The organism is Streptomyces corchorusii (genome assembly GCF_001514055.1).
Classification (GTDB): Bacteria; Actinomycetota; Actinomycetes; order Streptomycetales; family Streptomycetaceae; genus Streptomyces; species Streptomyces olivaceoviridis.
On sequence record NZ_KQ948376.1, the window covers coordinates 94241 to 118454 of the forward strand.

20 protein-coding genes are annotated in these 24214 nt (G+C 72.6%); 10 read left to right on the forward strand and 10 right to left on the reverse strand.

The genetic code is table 11. From position 1 onward, the window contains the following. Positions 1 to 18 precede the first annotated feature (18 nt). The 3 genes from AQJ11_RS41410 (at position 19) to AQJ11_RS41420 (ending at position 2395) form a co-directional block, all read left to right on the forward strand. Positions 19 to 708, forward strand: coding sequence for a type VII secretion system-associated protein (locus AQJ11_RS41410; protein WP_059266900.1), 690 nt, complete (start codon positions 19 to 21; stop codon positions 706 to 708). 247 nt (positions 709 to 955) lie between these two features. Beyond that, positions 956 to 1381, forward strand: coding sequence for a GAF domain-containing protein (locus AQJ11_RS41415; RefSeq protein ID WP_059266875.1), 426 nt, complete (start codon positions 956 to 958; stop codon positions 1379 to 1381). 207 nt (positions 1382 to 1588) lie between these two features. Continuing rightward, a complete protein-coding gene (locus tag AQJ11_RS41420) occupies positions 1589 to 2395 on the forward strand; it encodes a mycofactocin-coupled SDR family oxidoreductase (RefSeq protein WP_059266876.1) in 807 nt (268 codons plus the stop codon). A gap of 255 nt (positions 2396 to 2650) precedes the next feature. Here the strand turns inward: AQJ11_RS41420 and AQJ11_RS41425 are convergent, their stop codons facing one another. Together AQJ11_RS41425 and AQJ11_RS41430 are read right to left on the reverse strand one after the other, a co-directional pair. After that, on the reverse strand, positions 2651 to 3406 hold the full coding sequence (locus AQJ11_RS41425) for a dienelactone hydrolase family protein (RefSeq protein WP_059266877.1): 756 nt from the start codon (positions 3404 to 3406) through the stop codon (positions 2651 to 2653). Positions 3407 to 3566: 160 nt separating this feature from the next. After that, positions 3567 to 4976, reverse strand: coding sequence for a DUF6461 domain-containing protein (locus AQJ11_RS41430; RefSeq protein ID WP_059266902.1), 1410 nt, complete (start codon positions 4974 to 4976; stop codon positions 3567 to 3569). Between the two features lie 369 nt (positions 4977 to 5345). Here AQJ11_RS41430 and AQJ11_RS41435 point away from each other — a divergent pair, with 369 nt between their 5' ends. After that, positions 5346 to 7043 carry a zinc-binding metallopeptidase family protein gene (locus tag AQJ11_RS41435; protein ID WP_014668972.1) on the forward strand — a complete coding sequence of 566 codons (1698 nt, stop codon included), beginning with the start codon at positions 5346 to 5348 and terminating at the stop codon, positions 7041 to 7043. Positions 7044 to 7128: 85 nt separating this feature from the next. Here AQJ11_RS41435 and AQJ11_RS41440 read toward each other — a convergent pair whose 3' ends face one another. Further along, the gene (locus AQJ11_RS41440) at positions 7129 to 8001 is read right to left on the reverse strand and encodes a hypothetical protein (protein ID WP_059266878.1); all 873 of its coding nucleotides are present in this window, start codon (positions 7999 to 8001) and stop codon (positions 7129 to 7131) included. Positions 8002 to 8357: 356 nt separating this feature from the next. On the opposite strand from AQJ11_RS41440, the gene AQJ11_RS41445 reads away from it, so the two are divergent. The 3 genes from AQJ11_RS41445 (at position 8358) to AQJ11_RS41455 (ending at position 11290) form a co-directional block, all read left to right on the forward strand. Further along, the gene (locus AQJ11_RS41445) at positions 8358 to 8825 is read left to right on the forward strand and encodes an SsgA family sporulation/cell division regulator (RefSeq protein WP_059266879.1); all 468 of its coding nucleotides are present in this window, start codon (positions 8358 to 8360) and stop codon (positions 8823 to 8825) included. A gap of 180 nt (positions 8826 to 9005) precedes the next feature. Then, positions 9006 to 9872 carry a Bax inhibitor-1/YccA family protein gene (locus tag AQJ11_RS41450; RefSeq protein WP_059266880.1) on the forward strand — a complete coding sequence of 289 codons (867 nt, stop codon included), beginning with the start codon at positions 9006 to 9008 and terminating at the stop codon, positions 9870 to 9872. A gap of 185 nt (positions 9873 to 10057) precedes the next feature. Next, entirely contained in the window at positions 10058 to 11290 is a 1233-nt protein-coding gene (locus AQJ11_RS41455; RefSeq protein ID WP_059266881.1) for a cytochrome P450 family protein, read from the forward strand. Between the two features lie 167 nt (positions 11291 to 11457). Here the strand turns inward: AQJ11_RS41455 and AQJ11_RS41460 are convergent, their stop codons facing one another. The 5 genes from AQJ11_RS41460 to AQJ11_RS41480 form a co-directional block, all read right to left on the reverse strand. Further along, positions 11458 to 12048, reverse strand: a complete 591-nt coding sequence (locus AQJ11_RS41460; protein ID WP_014668977.1) for a DUF308 domain-containing protein — start codon at positions 12046 to 12048, stop codon at positions 11458 to 11460. A 44-nt stretch (positions 12049 to 12092) separates the two neighbouring features. After that, positions 12093 to 13724 (reverse strand): tannase/feruloyl esterase family alpha/beta hydrolase, encoded by a 1632-nt coding sequence (locus AQJ11_RS41465; protein WP_059266882.1) that lies wholly within the window; start codon positions 13722 to 13724, stop codon positions 12093 to 12095. Positions 13725 to 14088: 364 nt separating this feature from the next. Further along, positions 14089 to 16449 carry a SpoIIE family protein phosphatase gene (locus tag AQJ11_RS41470; protein WP_244218629.1) on the reverse strand — a complete coding sequence of 787 codons (2361 nt, stop codon included), beginning with the start codon at positions 16447 to 16449 and terminating at the stop codon, positions 14089 to 14091. Between the two features lies 1 nt (position 16450). Beyond that, positions 16451 to 17152 (reverse strand): cytochrome b/b6 domain-containing protein, encoded by a 702-nt coding sequence (locus tag AQJ11_RS41475; protein ID WP_079082666.1) that lies wholly within the window; start codon positions 17150 to 17152, stop codon positions 16451 to 16453. Further along, positions 17100 to 17822, reverse strand: a complete 723-nt coding sequence (locus AQJ11_RS41480; RefSeq protein WP_208616744.1) for a molybdopterin-dependent oxidoreductase — start codon at positions 17820 to 17822, stop codon at positions 17100 to 17102. Before AQJ11_RS41480 ends, AQJ11_RS41475 begins: the two co-directional genes overlap by 53 nt. A gap of 426 nt (positions 17823 to 18248) precedes the next feature. On the opposite strand from AQJ11_RS41480, the gene abc-f reads away from it, so the two are divergent. From abc-f to AQJ11_RS41495, 3 genes are all read left to right on the forward strand, one after another. Further along, positions 18249 to 19883 (forward strand): ribosomal protection-like ABC-F family protein, encoded by a 1635-nt coding sequence (gene abc-f, locus AQJ11_RS41485; RefSeq protein WP_059266884.1) that lies wholly within the window; start codon positions 18249 to 18251, stop codon positions 19881 to 19883. Positions 19884 to 19962: 79 nt separating this feature from the next. Next, positions 19963 to 21627, forward strand: a complete 1665-nt coding sequence (locus tag AQJ11_RS41490; protein WP_059266908.1) for an ABC-F family ATP-binding cassette domain-containing protein — start codon at positions 19963 to 19965, stop codon at positions 21625 to 21627. Between the two features lie 298 nt (positions 21628 to 21925). Continuing rightward, positions 21926 to 22489: a CGNR zinc finger domain-containing protein gene (locus AQJ11_RS41495; protein ID WP_014668986.1), complete on the forward strand. Its 564-nt coding sequence runs from the start codon at positions 21926 to 21928 to the stop codon at positions 22487 to 22489. Positions 22490 to 22519: 30 nt separating this feature from the next. Here AQJ11_RS41495 and AQJ11_RS41500 read toward each other — a convergent pair whose 3' ends face one another. Next, positions 22520 to 23206: a hemerythrin domain-containing protein gene (locus tag AQJ11_RS41500; RefSeq protein ID WP_059266885.1), complete on the reverse strand. Its 687-nt coding sequence runs from the start codon at positions 23204 to 23206 to the stop codon at positions 22520 to 22522. Positions 23207 to 23525: 319 nt separating this feature from the next. Next, the gene (locus AQJ11_RS41505) at positions 23526 to 24182 is read right to left on the reverse strand and encodes a hypothetical protein (RefSeq protein ID WP_059266886.1); all 657 of its coding nucleotides are present in this window, start codon (positions 24180 to 24182) and stop codon (positions 23526 to 23528) included. Positions 24183 to 24214 lie beyond the last annotated feature (32 nt).

Below are 24214 nucleotides of genomic sequence, written 5' to 3' on the forward strand. Positions count from 1 at the left end.
CAACCCGAGGTACCCGAAATGCCCGAAGTGCTCGACGCCGTCCTCCCCGCACCTCCACCGGAAATCCTCAGTGCAGCGAAGGTCGCGCGCGGCCAGTGGCTCACCGAGCTCGATCCGCTCTGGGCGGACGAGGAGGAGGTGCCCGCCTGGGCGGTCGTCGGTGAGTGGCAGAGTGATTCCGGGGGGCAGGTCGTCGCCTGGCGCGCGAACGACGACTACCGGCCGTCCCCGCTGGCGCTGGGCTGGCCCGATCCGACGGACCCGGTCGACCAGGCCATGCAGTGGGCCGCCACCGGACACGGGCCGGTCGACGCAGTCCTGCGGGCTCTTGTCGAGGCCGAGGAGGTCGCCGTCCTCACCACGCTGGACGGCTCCTTCGTCACCGCCCTCTCCCAGGACGGCGCCGAGGTGGTCCCCGTCTACACGGCCGCGGACCAGATGCTGGGCGTCGGCCGTCTGACCGCGCGTACGGCGCCCGTCGCCGAGCTGCTGGACGGGCTCCCGGACGGCCACGAGTTCTACCTCAACCCCGCCGGTCCGGTCGCCATGCGCGTGCGGACCGAGGCGTTGCGGGAGACGTTGGCCCGGTCATCGGCCGAAGCCGAACGTCCGGAGGACCTGTCGCCGGACCTCGCACCGCCCTTCGTGCCCGTGCCCACACAGTCCGCTCAGGCCGAGGAGCCGCTTCAGGCCTCCGTCGGTCCCTGACCCGCCGGCCGGCGGGTCAGGCCGAGGCGGCCCCAGACCAGCCGGCCCGTCGGAATGTGGATCCCAGCGCGCCGAGCGGGTCGCACGGCAGCCGGTGCCGGGCCAGGTCACGCTGCTCCCCGGCACGGCGACGACGTCCCCTTCAGGGCGCCTCCGGGCCCCCGGCGCACCCCCGGCACACCCTGCACATGTGTCCCCTCACGTGTCCGGCACATGTTTGCGCGTCGGCTGCCGTACGATCGCCGCCATGCTCGACGAATCGACCCACACATGGCTGCGCGGTCTGCTCGATCGCCACACGGCCGTCGCCGGCACGGTCCACGTGGTGCGCGAGGACCTGCTGCACATCGCCGCGGCGCACAACATCCCGCCCCGCGTGCAGGAGGTCACCGCGCGCATCCCGCTCGGCAAGGGAATGGCGGGCCTCGCCTGGGAACGCGACCGGCCGGTCCAGACCTGCAACCTCAGGGAGGACGACAGCGGCGCGGTCGAGCCGGGGGCCAGGGCCGTGGACGGCAAGGCCGCCGTCGCCCTGCCCGTGCACGACGACGACGGCACGGTCCGCGCCGTGGTCGGCCTGGCCTGGCTGGACGAACGCGAACTGATCGACGGTGAACTCGCCTCGATCGCCGAGGACGCGACCTCCCTGCCCGTCACAGTGCCACCGGTCTGATCGGCCCGGACGGCGGTCCGCCGCCGCCCGCCGTGCCCCGCGACGGACATGTGATCCCCGGCGCCCCCGGATTCCGTGTCCCTAGTGAGCGGGCCGGAACAACCCCGGCTCCCCGAGCCGGCCTGACCGGCCCGCCGCTCGTGCACCGGCTCGGTGGACGGCCTCGTCCCTGCGGCGGCGGACACACTTCTTCTTCGAGGAGACGGTATGCAACGTCTGGAGAACAAGATCGCACTGGTGACGGGCGCGGCACGCGGGCTGGGCCGCAGCCACGCCGTACGCCTCGCCGAGGAGGGCGCCGACATCATCGCGCTGGACATCTGCGCGCCGGTCGCCGGCATCGACTACCCGATGGCCACCCTCGACGATCTGCGCACCACCGGGGACCTGGTGGTCGAGGCGGGCCGCCGGGTCGTGACGGCCGAGGTGGACGTCCGGGAGCGGCGGGCCCTCACGGAGGCGGTGGAAGCCGGGGTCGCCGAACTCGGGGGCCTGGACATCGTGGTGGCCAACGCGGGTGTGGCGGCGTTCGGACGGTGGAACGACACCGACGGGCAGCAGTGGGAGGCCGTGATGGGGGTGAACCTCACCGGCACCTGGAACACGATGGTCGCCACGATTCCCCATCTCCAGGCCCGCGGCGGCGGTTCGGTCGTGGTCACCGGCTCGGTCGCCAGCGTCGAGGGCCTGCCCTGCGCGGAGGCGTACACGGCCTCTCAGCACGGTGTCTTCGGGCTGGTGCGCTCGCTGTCCGCCGAACTGATCGAGGAGGGCATCCGGGTCAACGCGGTCCGCCCGACCGGCGTGTCGGGAACGGGCATGCCGCAGACCCTGCCCGCGGTGGCGGACGTACAGGCGGGCCTGCGGGGGGAGTCCGCGTTCCGCCGCGGGTTCGAGGCCGACACCGTCGAGCCCGCGGACGTCAGCAACGCGGTGCTGTACCTGGCGTCCGACGCGTCCCGGTACGTCACCGGTACGGCCATGCCCGTGAACGCCGGCCTGATCAGTCACTGACCGCGCGCCGCGCTCCCCGGGGTCCGAGAGCACCGGCGGAGCCCGGCGCGTCCGTTCGGACGTCGTATCGCAGACCCCACGGCCGGCGGCGGGAAGCTCCATGCGCCGTCGTTCCCTCGGCGAACCCCTCACCCGGGTCGTAGCACGGCACCGCTCGCCGTGGTACGACCGGGCTCGGCCGTCATCCGTGGAAACCGCGCCCTGCCGCAGGGACCGAAGGGACCGGCATCGGCATCATGGTCCGGCGCCGGGCTCTCAGAGGGTGCGGGCGAACAGGGCGAGGAGCTCCGTCCAGTGCCGCTCGGCCGCCGCGGGGTTGTAGGCGGCGGTGTCGGACTGGGTGTAGCCGTGGTGCGCGCCCTTGTAGACCTCGCACCGGTGCTTGACGCCTGCCTCGGTGAGCGCCTGCTCCAGGCGGTCGACCTGCTCCCCGGGCATCGAGGGATCGTCGTCGGCGTGCGCGAAGTACAGCTCGGCCGTGACCCGGCCGGCGAGCAGGTGCGGGCTGTCGGGCGCCTCGCCGGCGAGCCAGCCGCCGTGGAAGCCGGCCGCCGCGGCCACCCGGTCGGCGTGGGTGCCGGCCGTGTACAGCGCGAGCCGGGCGCCCATGCAGTAGCCGGTGATGCCCACCGGTCCGTCCGCCACCGGCGCAGCGTCCGCGAGCCACGCCAGGTAGGCCCCCGCGTCGCGCTCGATCAGGTCCGGCGTGAGCGACTCCATGACCGGGACGATCTTCTCCACGATGTCCGGCCGGGCCTCCATGTCGATGAACTCGGGCAGTTCCACGACCGGGGCGGGACCGTGCCGGTAGAAGACGTTGGGGACGAGCACCGTGTAGCCGGACTCCGCCAGCCGGTCGGCCATAGCCTTCAGATGCGGGCGCAGCCCGAACGCGTCCTGGTACATGAGCACACCTGGATGTGCCTTCCCGTCGTCCGGGTGGACGAGATACGCGTCGGCGGTTCCGTCGGCGGTGGCGATCTCCACGGACGTTCTGCTCAGGGTGCTCATGGCGGGGCTGCCTCTCAGTGCGGTCGGGACGGGCGGCGGCACCACGGCACACCGCTCCACTCACACATGTCGAACACACGTGTTCGTTCCGCGATTCCCGGTCGCCCTGACCAATCGATATAGGTGTCTCGCGCGGGCGGGGCGGGCACGCAGGCCGATGTCATATGCCGAACACGGCACCGGCGTGCGCGCCGTCGAAGTCCTCGCCGCTCGGCCGTACCCGCGCCGCCAGGAAGGCCACCTCGACGGCCGGCGGCAGGAAGGCGCTCTCCTCGTCCTGGCGGTACCGGCCCATGCCGATCTCCTCCATGAACGGCACGAAGACGCTCCGCTCCGCTCCCCTGGGGGCCGCCTTGCCGCGCTCCAGCCGGGTGGAGTCGTCCTCCCCGTACCCGGCGAGCAGCTTCCCGTCCCGGTACCAGGCGAGGGACTGCCAGCCGTCGTAGTCCAGGTAGCAGACGATCGCGTCGGTCCCGCGGGACAGGTCCTTCCCGCGTTCCACGGCCTGGTAGCCGCACGGCTCGACGAGGACGACGTGGTCACCCGTGCGCACCGCGAACGCGCTCGCGCAGTCGCTGTCCGGATCCCGGAGGGACGCCTGGAGCAGGTCCCGGTACGTGGTGGCCCTGATCGCCTCGGCCGGGGCGCCCAGGCTCCGCAGGACCTCCCCTTCGTCGGTGTGCTTCACCAGCGTGAGGGTGTACGGGCCCTCGGACAGGTCCAGCAGGTCGAACCAGTCCCGGGGCAGGCCGGTGCCGGCCGGGCGCACGGGCCTGGCGGCCTCACGGGCCCGTCTGCGGTCCTCCGAGCGGCGGAGCTTGTCGAGCCGGGCCTCCTCCGCGGCCGACCCGCTGTCGTGGAGTTCGTCGCCGTTCTCGTCGAGCAGCACGATGTCTCCCCGGTCGCGCACCACCACCGCGGAGATCCGGACGGCCTCCGGATCCAGCCGGTAGCGGCCGGTCCAGCGCAGCAGGACCATGGAGTTGGTGCCGGCGCGCAGGATGCCGTCGGTGCCCAGGGTCAGTTCGCCGGGTGCCTTCACGCTACGCGACCAGACGTAGCGGTCCCTCCCGTCACCGGGTGCGCTGAGAACGGTCTCGCCGTCCGGGGTGTGGCTGAGCCGGTACTGCCCGTTCGGGGAGACGAGCGGCTCGGACAGCACCTGACCGGGCAGCAGCCGGTCCCCGGTCGCGGGACGGTGGGCGGCCAGCTGGGCCTCGCTCACCGGATCCCGGCTCCAGCGCAGACCGCCGTCCGGGTCGGTGAGGACGAGGCGCCCCTGGTCGGTGACCATGGCGGTGACCGCTCTGGGGTCGGGGTCCGCCGAGATCCAGACGGGCACCCTGGGCCAAGCCTCCAGCACCAGACGCCCGTCGTCGAGGAGGGTGAGCTGCCCCGGCGCCGTGCCGGGGACGCCCACGTGCCACAGGTCGCGCCCCTGGACGCGGTCCCGCAGGACGGCCGTGCCGTCGCGCCGGTGCTCCAGGGCGTAGCCGCCGCCGGGCGACACCAGGGACGCGAGGACGAGGGGGCGGCCCGCCCTCAGCACGGTCGTGTCGGTGGTGCTCATCACGGCCTCCAGGGGGTCGGACAGCGCGGCGGTGCGCGCAACGGAAGGCGGCCGTCCCACCGGGGGAGAAAGGGACGGCCGCCGGGTCCGCCGCACCTCGATCGCGCGGCGGAGCTTCCCGAACGACAACGGATCCGGGATGCCGGGAGGTTCACACCCGTGGGCTCGGACTCGGGTCGGTCTGCCCCGCCCCGGGGCTCCTGGCCCCGGGTTCCGCTGCGAAGGAATCGTACACACAGCCGAGTTGGGCCTGGAAACACCTGCTGTTTCTCCGCGTAGACACATATGATCGTCCGGCGACATGCCACGACCACATGTCACGGAGCCGGTCGTCCGGCTCTGCCCTCACACCGCGAGGACAAGACTGACGTGAACGACTTCCACCCCGGCCGCCGACGCCTGCTGAAGATGTTCGGGCTGGGTGCCACCGCGACCACCGCGACCATCCTCCAGGCCGACCCGGTGCTCGCCGCGACGCTCGGGTACGACGAGAAGACCGGTGTCTCTCCGGCCTCGTACCGTGCCCCCAAGGGGCTGGCGCGGAACACCGCCGCCAAGCAGACCGCGCTCGACTGGATCTCGGCCAACGAGGACGCGGTCAAGAAGCTCAGCGACGAGGTGTGGCAGCACGCGGAGCTGTCGCTGCGCGAGTGGAAGTCCTCCCTCGCCCACGCCAGACTGCTGAAGGACAACGGCTTCACCATCGAGTGGGGTGCGGCCGGCTTCCCGACCGCCTTCGTCGCCACGTACGGCACGGAGGGACCCGTCCTCGGCTTCAACGCCGAGTACGACGCGCTGCCCGGCCTGTCCCAGAAGAAGGGTGTGGGCACCCACGACCCCCTCGTCTACAACTACGACGCCTACGGCCCCACTTACGGCGCCGGCCACGGCGACGCCCACAACACCCTCGGCGCGGGCGGCACCGCCGCCGCCATCGCCGTCGCCCAGGCGATCCGGGCGAACGGTCTCAAGGCCCGGGTCAAGCTGTTCGGCAGCGCGGGCGAGGAACAGCTCGTCGGCAAGGCGTACGCCGTCAAGGAGGGGGTGTACGACGGCCTCGACGCGTTCCTTGACTGGCACCCGTTCAACATCACGGTGCCGTTCTGGAACACCACCAGCGCGCTGATCTCGGCCACCTTCACCTTCCTGGGCGCCTCCGGTCACGGCGGCACCCCGCTCGGCAACAAGAGCGGTCTGGACGGCGCGCTGCTGATGGCGACGATGTCGGAGTACCTGCGCGAGAAGAACGTCGCCCCGTCCGGGCGTTTCCATTACGCGATCATCAACGGCGGCGGCGCGCCGAACGTGACCCCGGACATGTGCTCCATCTGGTTCTTCGTCCGCGAGGGCAGCCCGGCGCGCGCCCAGGTGCTCTACGACAAGATCGTGGAGTGCGGGAAGGCCGCCGCCCAGGCCAGCCAGACCCGCCTGGTGCACAAGTTCCACGCCGCGACGTGGAACCTGCTGGCCAACAAGGCCGGCGCGGAACTGCTCAACGACAACATGCGGCAGATAGGCGCCCCCCAGTTCACCGACGCCGACCACGCCCTGGCCAAGAGCATCCAGAAGTCCCTGGGCAAGCCCGAGGTGGGCATGCCGACCGAGCTGACCCCGCTCGCTCCCCCGGCCGCCGCCTACACCGGCGGACTGGCCACCGACACCGCCGACATCAGCTGGCAGGCGCCCACCGCCGTGCTGCTGTCGGCCGCCTACCCGCCCGGCATCCCGAACCACAACTGGGGTGTCACCGCGACGGCCGCCACGAACATCGGCCACCAGGCGCTGCTGTCCGCCGCCCGCTACCTGGCGGCGGCCGCGGTCGACCTGATCGAGCAGCCGGAGCAACTGGACGCGATGAAGCAGGAGTTCAAGGACCGTACCGAGGGCGTCGCATGGGCCTCGATGATCCCTGACGGCAACCAGCCACCGCTGTACGAGCCGCCGGCCGAGTTCCTGAAGGCGACCGGGCAGAGCTGGCCGCCGAAGGGCGTGACCTGGCCGGTGCCTCCGGTGGTGTCCACCGAGCAGCTCGGCACGACGGGCCCCAACCTCCCGCCCGTCACCTGACATCCGACGGCTCCCACCCGAACCCGCCCGTGGCCGGTCCCTGCCGGCCACGGGCGGGTTCGTGCCGCACCGGTGGGTGCGGCGGTCACCGTGCCAGCGAGGCGGCGTCCCCCATCACGATCACCGGGTGCAGCGCCGGGTCCAGCGTGCGCAGCAACTGCCTCATGTGCTCCTGCGACAGGCTCACACACGCGTGGGTCGGGCCGCCGTGGTCGACGTGCAGCCATACGCCGCCGCCCTTGTCCGCGCCCTGGGGGCGGCTCCAGTCGAGCGGGGACGTGCCCCTCACGCGGTTGTAGTCGATGGCGACGACGTAGTCGAAGGACCCGGCGAGGGATTCGCCCTCGAAGCCCGTGCCACCGACCGCGAACCCGCCGGAGCGCGTGTACGGAAGTCTCGTGCCCGGGTCGGCCAGCAGACCGCCCGCGTCGCTGAGCGTGAACACCCCGATGGGCGAGCGGAGATCGCCGAGGTGGTGGTCCGTCGTCCAGCCCTTGAGGGCGTTGTGGGCCTGCCAGGTCGCACCGCCCTCCCAGCCGGACGCCGTCTTCCGGTACAGCACCACCCGGGAGCGGGAGGAGTCCTTGTCCTCGCCGGTGACCAGCACGACCTGCCGCGCGTTCGCGGGGATGCGGGCCGACGTCCTCGGGCCCACGCCGGGAAGGTGTGTCTCGGGGGCGGAGACCGGGTCGGCCGCCGTCACCGTACGGGGGACGCCCGGTGCGGCCGGCGGCGCGCCGCTCGGCGCCGCGTCCGGTGCGGCGGCCCGGGCCCCGTGGACGGGTTCGGCGGTGGTCGCGCCGGTGGTTCCGCATCCGCTGACGGAGACCGCGGCGACCAGGGCGACCGCGGGGAGCGGCAGACGCCTGCCGGAGTCGGCGAGCAGTGCGCGCAACCGGTCGCCGGCCGAGGGCGCGCGGTGACGGCCGGTACGGGCGCGGTCGTAGGACGAGGACATGACTGAGGCGACCCCCCACTTCACGGTGCACGTCGGTGTGCGGCGGGACCCGCACGGATGCGTGCCGGCGACGACCGTCGTCCAGATGTGGGACATCGCCGATTGAGGCACGTATGAACTCGAAGATACATCCACCGTGGTCGCAGCCCGCCGGCACCGGCCGCTCGGCCGCTTGCCGGCGCGGGGCAGCACATTGACTTACGTCACGTTCCTCCCGCTCCGTACGGCGCGTCCGCGCGTCATCGGCTGCCCCACCGCGCCTCGTCCCTTGACCGTCAACTGACCGATGTGCGGGTTGCGCCCCCGGGCGAACAGTGGGAGGCGCAGACTTCCTACCACGGAGGGGAACTCCCGTCATGCACCGTGATCAGTCACCCCTGCGGGCGCGGTCGACGCCCCGGCATCTGCCGTCGCTGCTCCTGGAACTCGACCAGATGCTCGACGAGTTCACCCGGCAGCCCATGCGAGCGGAGTTCCGGTTCGACGCGGACATGCCCGCGGTGATCACCGTCGAGTTCCTGGCGGAGCGGGGACCGAGTCTCGTCTGGCGGATCGGCCGCGAACTGCTCCACCGCGGCCTGACGTCGATGAGCGGCTGCGGCGAGGTGCGGATGTGGCCGACGCTGCCCGGGGAGCGCCCCTCGTCCTGGCTGCTTCTCGAATCGCCGGAGGTGGAGGCCCTCTTCGAGCTGCCCACCGGGCCGCTCGCCGAGTGGCTGGAGGCCACCTACCGGATCACCTCGGCCGAGGCGGAGATGGACGGTCTGAACTGGGACGACTTCCTCCTCCGGTTGCTCGACGGCCCGGCGGCGCCGTCCGAGTGAGCGCGACCGGGCCCGGGCAGGGACGACTTGCGCCCGATTGCGTCACCTGTCAGAGTGGTGACGCGCAGGATGGACCGGACGCCGGTCCGGCGGGCGGCACGGTCACACGTATGCCACCCCGGACGCCCGAGGACACCACTGTGCCGCAGGCCGCACGCGCGGCGGACGAGGAGGAACGACGTGAAGAGCACCAACCCGGTCTTCTCCCGCTGGGGCGCCGCCCGTGATGCCGCCCCGGCCGACGCACACACGCGTCACCCGGTGGGCGCCACGGCCGGAGGCCGGCCGGCGGACGACTACCCGACCAACCCCTACGCCCCGGCCGCCGGCGCGGGCCCCGACGCCGGCGTACGGACCACGCGGACCGCGATCACGATGGACGACGTCGTCGTCCGCACCGCGACCACGCTCGGCACCGTGGCGCTGACGGCGGTGCTGTCCTGGCTCCTGCTGCCCGTCGACGAGGCGAACATCGGCCGGTCCTACGGCCTCGCCGTGGGCGCCGCCCTGATCGCCTTCGTCCTGTCGATGATCCAGGCGTTCAAGCGGGCGCCGTCCCCGGCGCTTATCCTCGGGTACGCGGCGTTCGAGGGGGTCTTCCTCGGCGTCGTCTCCAGCGCCACCTCGACGTACATCGCGCCGGGCGTGGTCGTCCAGGCGGTGCTCGGCACCTTCGCCGTGTCCGCCGGCGTCCTCATCGCCTACCGGATGCGCTGGATCCGCATCGACCGGCGCTTCGCCGGGTTCGTCGCCTCCGCCGCGACCGGATTCCTGCTGCTGCTCGCCGCCGACCTCCTCTTCTCCGCCTTCGGCGCCGGCAACGGGCTCGGCTTCCACAGCGGCGGCCTCGGCATCCTCTTCGGCGTGCTCGGCATCCTGCTCGGCGCGGCCTTCCTCGCCCTGGACTTCAAGCAGGTCGAAGACGCCGTCGCCTACGGCGCACCCCGCGAGGAGGCGTGGCTGGCCGCCTTCGGTCTCACCACGACCCTGGTGTGGATCTACCTGGAGGTGCTCCAGGTGCTGACCATCCTCAACAGCGACAACTGAGTTGCCGGACGCCGAAGGGGCATGCGCGGTGCGCATGCCCCTTCGGTATGCCCGTCCGCGGGCCGGGCAGGCTGAACCAATGCCGAACCCGGTTCGTTCTCCCGTCACGACGACCTGACAGCGCGTCGGGTGCCGTCCGGGCCCGCCCCGGGCGGCCCCGGACCGCCAGAATGTGAGAGGCACCCATGAGCGCGCACGAGCACTGCCCGTACCAGGACGGCAGGGTGGTCATCGATCACGCCTTCAAGGCGGACTCCCCCGCGCGGTACGCCCGGCTCCGGCGGCTCGGCCCCATCCACCCGGCCGAGTTCCACCTCGGTCTCAAGGGCTGGGTGATCGTCGGCCACGACCTGGCCCGGGAGGCGCTGACCCATCCCGCCCTGCTCAAGGACGCCACGCCCGCCGCCGAGGCCCTGGCCGCCGCCGGATACGTCCTGCACCAGCCCTCGGTGGGGCTCGGCGCGCAGATGATGGAGGCCGACCCGCCCGAGCACACCCGGCTGCGCCGGCTGGCCTCGGCCGCCTTCACTCCCCGCCGTACGGCCGAACTGGCACCGCGCATCGAGCGGATCGCCCACGACCTGATCGACGCGATGCCGCCGTCGGGCGAGCTGGACCTCGTCGAGGCCTTCAACGCCCCGCTGCCCGCCACGGTCATCGCCGAACTCCTCGGCATCCCGCCCCGGTACCACCTGGACTTCCGCCGCTGGTCGGGGCAGGCCCTCCAGGTGGCCTCGCCCGAGCACCGCCCGGCGCTGGCCGCTCTGCACGGGCTGCTGGCCGGCCTGGTCGCGGACAAACGCCGCCGGCCCCAGGACGACCTGCTGTCCGCCCTGGTGGCCGTGCGCGACGAGGAGGACGGCCGGCTCTCCGAGGAGGAACTGGTCGGCACGGCCATGATGCTGGTCGTCGCGGGCCACGAGAGCACGGTGCACCTGCTGGGCAACGCCGTGCTGGCCCTGCTGCGACACCCCGGCCAGCTACGGCTGTTGCGCGAGCGGCCCGAGCTGGTGCCCGGCGCGGTGGAGGAGTTCCTGCGCTACGACACGTCCGTCGAGCGCTCCACGAGCCGCTACGCCTCGGAGGACCTCGAACTGGGCGGCGTGCCGATCCCCCGGGGCAGCATGGTCGTCGTCGCGCTCGGCTCGGCCGGGCACGACGCCCCGCACCCCGACGGCGACGACCCCGCCGTTCTCGACGTGACCCGGTCGAACGCCCGCCACCTGGCCTTCGGGCACGGCATCCACCACTGCCTCGGCGCCCCGCTCGCCCGCCTGGAGACGGCCATCGCCCTGCGCACCCTGCTGTCCCGCGTCCCCGAGCTGGAACTGGCCGTACCGCCGGACTCGCTCGACTGGATCGGTTCCGGGATCATCCGCGGCGTGCTGTCCCTTCCGGTGCGCTACCGCGTCGGCTGACGGCCCCCGGCCACCCAACCACCCACCGGGCGCCGGCAACTGGCCACCAGCAACCGGCAACCGGCAACCGGCCAAGAGGCCCGGCCCGCGCGCCCCGGCCCCGGCGCACCAAAAAGTCCCGGCCCGCGCCACGGGGCGCGGGCCGGGACGGCTCCGGTCAGGGGTGGTCAGACGGTCCGGGTGCGCAACTGGCGGGCCTTCCAGCCCAGCAGGAGGGCCTGGAGGATGAACCACACCCCGCCGCCCGTCGCGTAGACGGACAGCACGTCGAGCGAGGGATTGTCGCCCGCGGCCTGGACGTTGTAGACGAAGCCGACCAGGAAGGACAGTCCGCCCGAGATCAGGGTCGGCCACTGCCTGCCCAGCTCGGGACCGCGCCGCCGCAGCCCGACGACCACCTGGGCGGCACCGGAGACGACGGCCCAGGCACCGAACACATGGAGCACCGGCGCGACGCCACCGGCCCCGGCGATACCGACCGCGATGGCGGCCAGCGTGCTGAGCGCCCCGTTGAACGCGGTGACCCGGCGCTCGGAACCGGCGGGGGTGGCGCGGTAGTCGATCAGCGAGGACACCGCGTCGATCAGCGGGTAGACGACCAGCAGGGTGATGGCCACGGCGTCGACGTTCTCATGGGCTCCGGCGAACGCCAGGGCCCACGCCACGGCCAGCACGCCGCGGCCCAGGTACAGCCTCAGCAGGGAGGAACGTCCCTCGGCCGCCGTCGGGTTCGCCGGTGCCGCTGTCTGCGTGCTCATGGGTGTGGGGCCTTTCTCGGGTGGTCAGGTGGTCGGTCGTCGGGTCAGTGCCGGGACGGCAGGACGCACCGGAAGCTGGAGGCGACGGCCGGGTCGCCGTGGCCGTCGTAGCGGGACACCGACGGGTAGCTGCACAGGTCGCGGGTGACGCTCTTGTGCTCGGCGTTGATCAGGGTGGCGGGCAGCGTCCGGGGGGCCTTGCCCTTCTCGACCCAGGTGCGCAGCGCGCCGAGGTCGTCGGCCGCGGCGCCGCTGCCGTTGTTGAGGCCGCAGTGCGCCGTGCCCGGGGCGAGGAAGAGACGGTAGAAGTCGTCGACCTTCTTGGCGCCGCCCAGCTCCCGCTCGACCTGCTTGCGGTACGTCACCGTGCCCTGGTCGGGGATGTACTGGTCGGCCCGGCCGTGCCAGCTCAGCAGCTTGCCGCCGGACTCGCGGAAGGCGGACAGGTCCGGGTCGTCGGTGCCGATGATCTTGTCGTACTCGGCCTCGGACTGCTTGAACAGCCGGGTGAACTCGCTGTAGGTGATCTTCGTGAGGTCGGAGGACGGCTGCTTCTGCACCCAGGTCCGGACCCAGGCGGCGGGCACCGGGAAGGGGGCGCCCTCGACGTTGCCGTTCGCGTCCGGCGGGGTGACGCCGGCCAGGGCGGACAGGTCGGCCCCGACCGGGACGCCGGACCACAGCTTCCTGCCCGACGCGGTGCGCGGGCCGTCCCAGATCTTGCGGACCACGGCCGCGTCGGCCGCCGTGATCGTCAGCTCCTTGCCGTCGCACACCACCTTGGTGCCGATCAGCCGGCGCGGGTCGAAGTCGCACCGGGCCGGGTCGTTGACCAGGCCGTCCTTGACGCCGTCGAGCGGGTCGCAGGCCTTGACGGCGGCGTCGGTGAAGGTCTTGAACTCGCAGGAGGTCGGGTAGGTCTTCTCGTTGTTCATGACCACCTGCGGCCACAGGGTGGCGACCTCGAACTCGTCCCAGTTGATGGCGGGCGCGTTGGCGAGGATGCCGTCGTAGTCGTCGGGGTAGCGCTGGGCCTCCATGTAGCCCTGGCGTCCGCCGGTGGAGCAGCCGTTGAAGTACGCGTAGGAGGCGGGCCTGTTGTAGAAGCCGTCGATGACGTCCTTGGCGACGACCGCGGCCTCGTGCTCGGAGCGGCTGGCGAAGTTCTTCAGCAGCGCCGTGTCGACCTTGCCCTCGCCGGTCAGGGCCCAGCTGGTGTCGATGTAGGTGCCGACGCCGGCGTCGGTGGTCGCGGCGGCGTAACCGTTCTTGACCGCGGCGGCCAGGCCCGCGCCGTAGTCGCCGGCGGCGTAGGCCTGGCCGCCGATCGTCTGGAGGCGGCCGTTCCAGCCGTTCAGCGGGAGCCAGACGCGCACCTTGGCGTGGTCGCCCCGGCCCGGGTGGGTCAACGTCACCGTGACGTCGCAGAACGCCGGTACGTCGGGGATCTGCGCCCCCGGCAGCGGGGTGACCGGGGGCACGTCCACGGTGCCCGCCGCGTGGCTGACCGCGGTCACGCTCTCCACCTTCGTACCGGCGGGGGCCTTCACGGGCAGCGAGCGGCAACCGAGCGGCGCGGAGGCGGTGTTCGCCGTCTCCGCGGACGCGGTCGGCACCCACAGTGCCGCGGCCAGCGGAACACCCGCCGCGAGGACAGTCAGAAGTGTGCGTCTCATTGGTTTCCATCCCGGAAGTAGTAGGTGTGCGCCTGACCGCGGCGACGCAGGTGCACGGCACATGAGCTGAATCTGGCTGAGGTCGGCGGGCCCCCCGCGGGCGGTGTCCGCACACGTTCATCCGCGACCTCGGCACGCGACCCGAGACGACCTCGGGCGCCGAAGACTGAGCGACACACTATCACCGGTCTAACTGGTGACGGAAGAGGCGGTCACATGTCTCGCGGTCATATCTCGTACGGCCGCGGGAAGGGTTGCCCTGCGCCCGTGGCCCCACTCTGGCCGGGCGGCCACGAGACGGCCACAGTCAGTTGACGGTCCGTGGCCACGGCTCCGGACGGGGCTCCGTAAACGGGCTGTTAGGTCATTCGACGGTCGGCCGGGCCGCCGCCCCGGCCCCGGGGATGTCCAGCTCCAGCCAGACGGTCTTGCCCCGGCCGCTCGGAGAGGTGTTCCACGTGTGCGCCAACGCGTCGACCAGGTACAGGCCGCGGCCGTGTTCCGCCCGCGCGCTGCCCTCGTCGGTGAGCGAGTAGGCGGTGGGCACGGGCGGGTCGCTGTCCGCGTCCCGCACCTCCAGACGGACCCGGTCACCGAACGCCCGCAGCCGCAGGTCCACATCGCTGCCCGCATGGATGAGCGCGTTGGTCACGAGTTCCGAGGTGATGAGTTCGAGGTCGTCCGACAGATCGGCCAGACCCCAGTCGCACAGGCACTCGTGCACGAAGCCGCGGGCCGCCCTGACCGCCCGCAGGTCACGCCGGTGGACGTGGAAACGCGCGGTCCGGGGCGCCGCGGAGTCGTCCGCCCCCTCGTAGCGGGCCAGCAGCAGCGCGGCGTCGTCCCGCCGGCCGGGGGTGTCCGCCAGCAGGCGGTCCGCCAGGATCTCCAGGTCGGCGCCCGCCCCACGGCCGCCGGCGTCCAGGCGTGCGCCGACGTCGTGATCCGGTTCGTGCACTCCGTCCGAGTACAGCGCGAGCACGGTTCCGGGCGCGAGGGTGTGCTCCTGGGAGCGGTAGGGAGTGCGCCCGTGCAGTCCGAGCGGCACGTTGGCCGGTGCCCGCAGCGGACGGACGGTGCCGTCGGACAGCCGGGCGAGCGGCACCGGATGCCCGGCCAGCGCCACCTCCGCCACCCCCGTCTCGGTGTCCACGGCCACCACGCAGCAGGTGGCGAGCAACTCGGTGCCCAGCCGGGACAGCAGCCGGTCGGTACGTTCGAGCAGCGCGGCCGGCCCGTGGCCCTCGGCGGCGTAGGCGGCCACCGAGGTGCGCAACTGGCCCATGACGGCGGCGCTCTCCAGCGTGTGGCCCTCGACGTCCCCGATGACCAGCATCACGCGGTCGTCCGGCATCGTGATCACGTCGTACCAGTCCCCGCCGGCCCCGCACGCGGCCTGGGCCGGCCGGTAGCGGGCCGTGGTGGGCAGGCGGGGCGCCTCGGGGAGGACGGCGGGCAGCAGCCGCCGCTGCATGCCCTCGGCGAGCATCCGGCGCGCGGCGCCGAGCCGGATGCGCTGAACCGCCGCGCCCAGCAGCCCGGCCATCATGGTCAGCACGGCCCGCTCCTCGGGCGGGAACGTCCGCGGCCCGTCGAACGACAGGCAGCAGACCCCGACGACCGGGGCAGGGCCGGCCATCGGCAGATCGACGACGTGCCGGCTGCCGACGAGCGGCAGGTAGGCGGCGGCGTGCGGCCCGTCGCCGGCGCCGGCGCGCGGCACACCGCTCGACGGGGCTCCGGGTGCGGCGTCCGGGAGGCGGCCCGTGGACGGCGGGCGGGGGGAACCCGGGACGAACAGCGCCCGTCCCCGCATCGCCCGCGCGGCGGGCGTGCCCGTGTGCAGAGCGCCGCCGTGCAACTCGGACACCAGGTCCGAGGAGTCCCCGCTGTGGCCCAGGACCCACAGCCGGCCCTCGGCCGCCGAGGCCAGTACCAGCGCCGTGGCGCGCATCGGCGCCACGACACAGAACTCCGCCGCTCCGACGACGTGTTCCATGGTGGTCGCCCGGTTCAGCATCTCCGTCAGCCGCTGAAGGGCGTACAGCAGGGTCATCCCCGCGGAGCCGGGCACACCCGGCACGCCCCGGACGGCGGCCTGCGCCCCGGCCGCGTCCGGCGGTTCGGTGCCGAACACCGGCACCAGCACGGGCAGGCTCCCGGGCGCGATCGTGGCGCCGCGGGCGTGGAGGCCGGCCAGCAGGACGGCCAGCCGGTCGCCGATCCGGGTGAGCCCCCGGCAGTCCGCGTCGCTGTAGCCCCCGCGGTCCTCGGTGCGCAGCACGGTCAGCGAACCGAAGCGATGCCCTTCCGCCTCCAGGGGGACCGAGGCGACGGTGTAGGGGTAGGCCAGCGCCCCGTGCTCCGGTTCGGTGAGCGGATCCGGTTCGGCCAGGAACGCCACACACCGCCCGGCCAGGGCGCGCGCGGAGGCGTAGGGCGAGTCGAGACCCATCCGGCCGGGAAGCGTCAGCACGGACGGCGGGCTGCCGCCGATCACGGCGGCGCGCAGTTCGCCGCCGTCGGGTGTCAGCAGGTACACGGCCGCCGCTACGGCGTGCAGGCGGTGGGCGGCCTGGTGCACGGCACGGTGCAGCACCGCCGTCAGCTCGTCGCCGGGCACTCCTGGGGACTCGGGCCCCCGGCCGTCCGGGAACCGGGCGTCAGGAGCGCTGCGGTCGTCCATGAACCCTTCCGGCCAGGTCCGCCCCTCCTCGGGGGACATGTCACACCTTGTCCGCTTCCTCGGTTTCACCGGTCACGGTACCCATCCCCTCCTCCTTCAGCCACCGGGAGTGGTACCGCTCCGCCCAGGACCGGCTGACGTACCCGGTGCGCATGCCGAGTCTCGCCTCCGGGTCCTCGAACGCCCGGCGCATGTGCCCGATGAGCACGAAGGTGATGGCCCAGGCCAGGAGGTCGTGGACGAAGATCGCGCTGGTGCGGGAGATGGAGGGCAGCAGCCCCATGAACCACATCAGCAGACCGGTGGACATCATCACCAGCACGGCGCCGGCGATCCAGCCCGCGTAGATCTTCTGGCCCGCGTTGAACTTGCCGGCCGGCCGCGCCTCGGGCGCCGTACGGCGCTTGCGCACGGCCCGCAGCCACTGCCGGTCGTACACCGCGAAGCGGTTCAGCCTGCGCAGGTCCGCGCGGAAGTCGGCGGAGAGGAGCCCGAGCAGGGAGGGCAGCGGGAGCGAGATGCCCGACCACTCGTGCAGCGTGACCATCAGGTGGCGCCGCCCGACGAGCTGGGCCAGCGGCCCCAGGTACAGGCAGGCGGCGGTGACCAGGCACACGAGCATCAGATAGCCGGTGGCCCGGTGGACCATGCGCTCCGCGGTGCTGAACCGGCGCAGACGGCCGGGCGGGTCAGGCCGCGTCGCTGTGCCGGTCGGCGTCGTCGAGCCAGCCGTCGACTGCATAACCGCGCTCCTCCCAGTAGCCGGGAACGACCTTGTCGGTGACCGAGATGCCGGACAGCCACTTGGCCGACTTGTAGAAGTACATGGGGGCCACGTAGAGGCGGACCGGTCCGCCGTGCTCGTGAGTGATGGGCTTGTCCTGCATGTTCAGGGCCACCAGGACGTCCGAGCGGCGGGCCTGTTCCAGGGTGAGGCTCTCGGTGTAGGCGCCGTCGAAGCAGGTGAAGCGGATCGCCGCGCCCGGGGAGCGCACCCCGGCGGCGTCCAGGATGTCCGCCAGCTTCACCCCCTCGAAGGGTGTCTTGTCCACACGCCATCCGTCCGTGCACAGCACGTCGTGGACGACCCGGGTCTGCGGCATCGCGCGCAGTTCGTCGAGTGTGTAGGTCCTGGGCCTGTCCACCAGACCGTCGATCTTGAGCTCGTAGTTCGTCGCGTCCTTGTGCGGCACCGAGCCGACGACGCTGTAGTACCGGAAACCGCCCGGGTTGGGCAGCAGACCGGTCAGGCCCGTGGCGTCGACCTGGGAGGCGGCGCCGAGGAACCCCTCCCAGCCGCGCTGGAGATAGGGCGCGGCGGCGAGTCCGGCGGCGCCCGCTCCGAGCATGCCCAGCATCGCCCGCCGTCCCACCGGTGCGCCCTCGGCCCTCCGCTTCGGCTTTCCTGCCATGGTCAGTGTGCTCCTTAGGGGTGGCGACGATCCCGGAGAGGTGCGGCCGGACGGGCAGGCACCGGTTCGGGCGAGCCCACACGTGTGAACACTGTCGACCATCCACGACGCCGTCACCTATTTAACTGGTGACTATGGTGGCACGGTCGTCCACGGACTGTCAACCAGGGGCACACATGTATGAACCGCACCCCCGGGAACGCCGGACGCCCGCCTGCGCTACACTGTGAGCGACGTAGACCGTGTATCGAGGAGTCGCAGACGTGGTGGGTGAAGACGACATCTCCGGGTGAGATCCGGATCTGACGGCCACCGGCCGGTGCTCAGGAGCGCCGCCGACGTGGTCCGTTCTGTCGTACCCATTTTCCCACGTCTGCCCAGGGCAGAAGTCCATGCTCTGCCCTCAGTACCTCCGAGGTCGCCTCCATGTCCGACGCCGCCGTCGTCTGCTCGAACCTGTCCTTCGCCTGGCCCGACGACACCCCCGTCTTCCACGACCTGTCCTTCACCGTGACCAACGGCCGCACGGGTCTGGTCGCCCCCAACGGCTCCGGCAAGAGCACCCTGCTCAAGCTGATCGCCGGGGAACTCAAGCCCGCCACCGGCTCGGTGTCGGTGGCCGGCACGCTGGGCTACCTCCCGCAGAGCCTCCCCCTGACCGGCAACCTCACCGTCGCCGAGGTGCTCGGCGTCGCCGCGGTGATCCGCGCCATCGACGCCGTCGAATCCGGGGACGTGAGCGAGGAGCACTTCACCACCATCGGCGACGACTGGGACATCGAGGAGCGCACCCGCGCCCAGCTCGACCGCCTGGGCCTCGCCGACCTCACCCTGGACCGCAGCCTGAGCACGCTCAGCGGCGGCCAGGTCGTCTCCCTCGGCCTCGCCGCCCAGCTCCTCAAGCGCCCCGACGTGCTGCTGCTCGACGAGCCGACCAACAACCTCGACCTGGAGGCCCGGCACAAGCTCTACGACGTGCTCGGGGACTTCAACGGCTGTCTGCTGCTCGTCAGCCACGACCGCGCGCTGCTCGACCGCATGGAGCGCATCGCCGAACTCGGCAGCGACGAACTGCGCTTCTACGGCGGCAACTTCACGGAGTACGAGGAGGCCGTGCGCGCCGAGCAGGAGGTCGCCGAGAAGAACGTCCGCAACGCCGAGGCGGAGCTGAAGCGGGAGAAGCGGGAGATGCAGCAGGCCCGCGAGCGCGCCGAGCGCCGCGCGAGCAACGCCGCCAAGAACCTCAAGAACGCCGGTCTGCCGAAGATCTTCGCCGGCAACATGAAGCGCGGCGCGCAGGAGGCCGCGGGCAAGGCCGGCACGATGCACGCCTCCCGGGTCAGCGAGGCCAAGGCCCGTCTCGACGAGGCCGGACGCGCACTGCGCGACGAGCAGCGCCTCACCCTGGAACTGCCCGACACCCAGGTGCCCGCCGGACGCAACCTCTTCCTCGGCGAGGGCATGCAGGTCCACCACGCCGGCAAGGCCGTGTTCGCCGACGGCGGCGTCGACCTGACCATCCGCGGCCCCGAGCGCATCGCGCTGACCGGCCCCAACGGCGCGGGCAAGACCACGCTGATGCGGCTGATCACCGGCGACCTCGCCCCGGACAGCGGGGAGATCAAGCGCAACGACGGCCGGATCGCCTACCTCTCGCAGCGCCTGGACCTGCTGGACCTGGACCGCACCGTGGCGGAGAACTTCGCCGCGTTCGCCCCCGAGCGGCCCGAGGCGGAGCGGATGAACCTGCTCGCCCGCTTCCTCTTCCGCGGTGCCCGGGCCCACCTGCCGGTCGGCGTCCTGTCCGGCGGCGAACGGCTGCGCGCCACCCTGGCCTGCGTGCTGTGCGCCGAACCGGCTCCCCATCTGCTCCTGCTCGACGAGCCGACCAACAACCTCGACCTGGTCAGCGCCGGACAGCTGGAGAGCGCGCTCAACTCCTACCAGGGCGCCTTCATGGTGGTCAGCCACGACGAGCGGTTCCTCGCCGAGATCGGGGTGAACCGCTGGCTGCGGCTGGCCGACGGGGTGCTCAAGGAGACCGGGGCCCCCGCGGTGTGAGCCGCCGGTGTGTGAAGGGGCCCGCCTCCGAGGCCGTGTGCCCGGCGGGCCGACCACCGACCACCTGGGACGGTTCCCTGTGCCTCAACCCGCCCTGCTCGCCCGAGACATCGTCCGCGCTCTCGGCGGCCGTCGCGTCCTCGACGGTGTCTCCCTGACCGCCTCTCCCGGCCACCGCATCGGCCTGATCGGGGAGAACGGCGTCGGCAAGTCCACCCTGCTGCGGGTGCTGGCCGGCGTGGACGAACCCGACGCCGGGAGCGTCACCCGCCCCGGCGACCTCGGCTTCCTGCACCAGGAGATGCCCTTCGACGCCGGCTCGACCATCGCCGCGGTGCTCGACGACGCACTGCGCGAGGCCCGCGAGGACCTCACGGAACTCGAACGGCTCGGCGAGGAGCTGGCCCGCGTCCCGGAGGACGACCCCGGCCACGCCGAACTCCTCGACACCTACGGCAGGCGGCTGGAACAGGCCCAGGACCGTGAGTCCTGGGACGCCGACCGCCGCGCCGCGCTGGTGCTGGACGGCCTGGGCCTCGGCACGCTCGGGCACGAGCGCACGCTCGGCTCGCTGTCCGGCGGGCAGCGCGGCCGGCTGGCCCTGGCCGCGCTGCTCGTGCGCAGGCCGTCGGCGCTGCTGCTGGACGAGCCGACCAACCACCTCGACGACACAGCCGCCGCGTTCCTGGAGGAGCAGGTCCGCGGCCTGCCCGGAACCGTGGTCATCGCCAGTCACGACCGGGCGTTCCTCGACGCGGTCTGCACCGACCTGATCGACCTCGACCCCGCGGTGGACGGCCCGGTCCGCTACGGCGGCAACTACAGCGCCTATCTGGCGCACAAGCGCGCCGAACGGGAGCGCTGGGAACGGCGGTACGCCGAGGAACAGGAGGAACTGGAGGAACTGCGGCAGTCGGCGGGTGTGACCGCGCACCGGGTCGCACCGGACCGGGGCCGCACCGACAACGAGAAGATGGGCTACGGCCACCGGGCCGGCCGGGTGCAGAACCAGATCTCCCGCCGGGTGCGCAACGCCACCCGGCGGCTGGAGGAACTGGAGCGCACGCAGGTCGCCGAGCCGCCGCGGCCACTGCGGTTCGCGGCCGGGGAACTGGCCGCCCGCGCGGAGGAGGGCCCGCAGCCGCTGGTGGCCCTGCGGGACGTACGGGTGCCCGGCCGGCTCGCGCTGGACGCCCTGGAGGTGTCGGCGACCGACCGGCTGCTGGTCACCGGCGGCAACGGGGCGGGCAAGTCGACGCTGCTCGCCGTGCTCGCCGGACGTCTGCCGGCCGAGGGCGAGGTGCGCAGGCGGCGCCGGCTCACGGTCGGGCTGCTCACCCAGGACACCGTCTTCGACCGGCCCGAGCGTACGGTCCGCGACACGTATGAGCTGTCGCTGGGCCCGGCGCGCGCCGAGAAGGTGCCGCTGGGTTCGCTCGGCCTCCTGCACGAGGCGGACCTGGACAAGCCCGTCGGCGGGCTGTCCGTGGGCCAGCGCCGGCGGCTCGCGCTGGCTCTCCTGGTGGCCCGCCCGCCCCACCTGCTGCTGCTCGACGAGCCCACCAACCACCTGTCCCCCACCCTGTGCGACGAACTGGAGGCCGCGCTCGGCACCGGTCCCGGCGCGATCGTCCTCGCCAGCCACGACCGCTGGCTGCGGCGCCGGTGGCAGGGCCGCGAGATCCGGCTGGAGCCCGGAAGCGGGCAGCGGGACAACACGGCGGCGGCCCGTTCCCGGTCCTGACCCGGGCGCACCACGCCGGGCGCGGGGGCGCCGGACGGATGCGGGGGCTTCCGATGGATGCGCGCGCCGGACGGGGTGCGGGCGCGCCGGACCGGGCGGCGGTCGTCGCCCGGTCCGGCGCGCCCGGCGCCCCACGCCCGGTGCTGCCGTCCTCTTCACGCGGGGTGCCCTGTGACCGCGATGGGTGCCCTGTGACCTGGGGTCCGGTGCGGTACGGTGATCTCGCCCGGCCAAGCGGCACCACCCTGAACGGTGACGCTGCTTGCGTTCCACGGCAGTCACCTGTCAAGATGGTGATGTGAACCTTGACCATGTCTTCGTATGCGGGCACCCGGCCCTCGACTTCGCGGCCACTCTCCGTGCCCGGCGCTCGACCCGCTTCGAGATGTTCGTGACACCGGACCGGCTGAACGCCTGGTACCTGGAGTCGGGACTCGTGGACACGATCACACCTGGCGACGAGGAAGACGTCCGCGAGGCGACGACCGTGCGCGAGGCCATCTACCGCCTCGTCACGAACCGCCGCCTCGGTGAGGAGTTCGACCGCGAGGCACTCGCCGTGGTCAACGGCGCCGCGCGCAAGACGCCGGTGACGCCGCAGCTCACCATGGCCGGGCGGCACAACGAGGCGACCCCCGGGCAGGCCCTGGCGACCGTCGCGCGGCAGGCCGTCGAACTGCTCAGCGGCCCGGACGTCCCCCTGATGAAGGAGTGCGGCAACCCGGAGTGCACGCGGGTCTACATCGACCGCTCCCGGGGCATGCGGCGCCAGTGGTGCGGCATGGAGTCCTGCGGCAACAAGATCAAGGCCGCCGCCTACCGCGCGCGGAAGAAGACCGCGCCCGCCATGCCCGTGCGATGACCCGCTGACCCGGGCCCGGCGGACGCGGGTTCAGTCGGCCGCCAGGGCCTTGAGCGTCCTGCGGAACCTGCTCATCAGCATCCCCCGGGTCCAGCGCACGGACGGCGGCAGGCCGCCGTACAGCCGGTCCCGGCCGGGAAGCGGCTCGGGATGCTCCAGGAGGCCGAGGACCAGATGCGGTCCGCCGCGCGAAACGGAGTCGGCCAGTGCCTTGCGCAGCCCTGCCACGCCCTCGTCCGGGGCGACCGGGATCAGCCCCCTGAGCAGCGGCTCCTCCACGCCGAAGCGTCCGGCCAGCAGGTCCCGGATCCGGTACGAGGCGAGCGTCCCCTCCCGCATCGCGTGCCCCCAGCTCACCGAGCCGCCGACCCGGCGCTCCTCGGCGATCCGCCCGATCACGCTCTCCAGTTCGTCGAGCGCCGCGCGCAGCGCGTCGGCGTCCTCGGCCAGCCGGTCGAGCCGGCGGACCCTTCCGGGGAACCGCTCGCGCACCACCGGCCAGAACAGTTCGTCCTTGCCCTGGTGGAAGTGGCGCACGAAGTCGACGAACCACTGCACGGTCGCCACCAGCGTCTTCGTGTCGACGGCCGCACCGCCGGCCAACTGCGTGAAGGACCCGGCGACGAGCTGCGCGCCCCGGGTCATGATGCCGTGTACGGCACACAGTTCCTCGAAGAGACGGGTGCCATCTCCGACCGGCACCTGCGTGGCGGACATCCGTAGACCTTTCTTGCCGTTTCCGTGCCGGGAGGCGAGGACGGCGACCCGGCGGACCGGCAGCGGGCAGCCGCTCAGGGCGGACCGGGGACGCTGTCGGCCGGTGGGCGTGTTCGATCGAACGAGGGAGAGCCGGCCCTCCGGTACACACGCGGATCACCGGACCGACCGATCACGGAACGTACCACAGAGACACGTGTCAGAAGATCCCGTGGCGAAGAAGTGTTTCGGGTGGAGAGATCCGGCCGGAAGCAGGCCGCACCCGCTCGGTCGCTTGAGAGACGAACGGGCAGGCCGGCCCTCAGGGTTGCGGGGCACCTCACAGGTACAGGGCGCGATGGCTGCGGTAGGCGAACGTGTCACCGGAGCTGAGGATGGTCACGATGTCCTCGCAGTAGTGCCGGTACTCCGTCTCCTCCTCGGCCGGCAGGGTCACGGAGCCGGTCCGGCCCTGGCGCGTGACCTGCCGCAGGGTGTCCAGCAGCCGCTGCGGCTGCGGAAGCAGCAGGACCTCCATGACGCGCCGGAAGACGTCGACGAGGGCATCCTCCCGTTCGGGCCGGTCGGCACCCGCTTCGGCGTCCGCTTCGGCGTCCGCCCGGCCCGGCACGGCCCGCCGGGTCCTGCCGGCCGCGGCGAACAGGTCGAGGCAGGCCGTCAGGTGTCCGAGATCGGCCGCGGTCACCTCGATCGGGTAGAGAGTCGTCAGCTGGGTGCCGCCCGCGCTGTGGAGGGTGTACCCGGCCGGCTCGCCCGGGGCGGGCTCGGCGGACGTGTCCGTGGCGTGCCACTGGGACCACAGCGGCAGTTTCAGCAGCACCTGCACCCAGCTGTCGTAGGCATCCGCGATGATCCGCTCGTCGTCGGACTCCTCCAGGCCCGCGCTGTGGAGCAGGTAGAGGCGGCGGAGAAGCGGCTCTTCCAGGCTCTCGAACTTGGCGAAGAACACGGGGTCGTCGGGGACCAGTACGTACAAGGGGGCTCCTCCTCTCACCGGCCGGCCGGCGG

Excerpts from the sequence above, each read along its gene's own strand:
- AQJ11_RS41430 (WP_059266902.1), bottom strand. The coding sequence starts at position 4,976 with ATGAGCACCACCGACACGACCGTGCTGAGGGCGGGCCGCCCCCTCGTC.
- AQJ11_RS41460 (WP_014668977.1), bottom strand. The coding sequence starts at position 12,048 with ATGAGCACGCAGACAGCGGCACCGGCGAACCCGACGGCGGCCGAGGGA.
- AQJ11_RS41440 (WP_059266878.1), bottom strand. The coding sequence starts at position 8,001 with ATGTCCTCGTCCTACGACCGCGCCCGTACCGGCCGTCACCGCGCGCCC.
- AQJ11_RS41410 (WP_059266900.1), top strand. The coding sequence starts at position 19 with ATGCCCGAAGTGCTCGACGCCGTCCTCCCCGCACCTCCACCGGAAATC.
- AQJ11_RS41420 (WP_059266876.1), top strand. The coding sequence starts at position 1,589 with ATGCAACGTCTGGAGAACAAGATCGCACTGGTGACGGGCGCGGCACGC.
- AQJ11_RS41470 (WP_244218629.1), bottom strand. The coding sequence starts at position 16,449 with ATGTCCCCCGAGGAGGGGCGGACCTGGCCGGAAGGGTTCATGGACGAC.
- AQJ11_RS41425 (WP_059266877.1), bottom strand. The coding sequence starts at position 3,406 with ATGAGCACCCTGAGCAGAACGTCCGTGGAGATCGCCACCGCCGACGGA.
- AQJ11_RS41415 (WP_059266875.1), top strand. The coding sequence starts at position 956 with ATGCTCGACGAATCGACCCACACATGGCTGCGCGGTCTGCTCGATCGC.
- AQJ11_RS41480 (WP_208616744.1), bottom strand. The coding sequence starts at position 17,822 with ATGGCAGGAAAGCCGAAGCGGAGGGCCGAGGGCGCACCGGTGGGACGG.
- abc-f (WP_059266884.1), top strand. The coding sequence starts at position 18,249 with ATGTCCGACGCCGCCGTCGTCTGCTCGAACCTGTCCTTCGCCTGGCCC.
- AQJ11_RS41475 (WP_079082666.1), bottom strand. The coding sequence starts at position 17,152 with ATGCAGTCGACGGCTGGCTCGACGACGCCGACCGGCACAGCGACGCGG.
- AQJ11_RS41500 (WP_059266885.1), bottom strand. The coding sequence starts at position 23,206 with ATGTCCGCCACGCAGGTGCCGGTCGGAGATGGCACCCGTCTCTTCGAG.
- AQJ11_RS41455 (WP_059266881.1), top strand. The coding sequence starts at position 10,058 with ATGAGCGCGCACGAGCACTGCCCGTACCAGGACGGCAGGGTGGTCATC.
- AQJ11_RS41445 (WP_059266879.1), top strand. The coding sequence starts at position 8,358 with ATGCACCGTGATCAGTCACCCCTGCGGGCGCGGTCGACGCCCCGGCAT.
- AQJ11_RS41465 (WP_059266882.1), bottom strand. The coding sequence starts at position 13,724 with ATGAGACGCACACTTCTGACTGTCCTCGCGGCGGGTGTTCCGCTGGCC.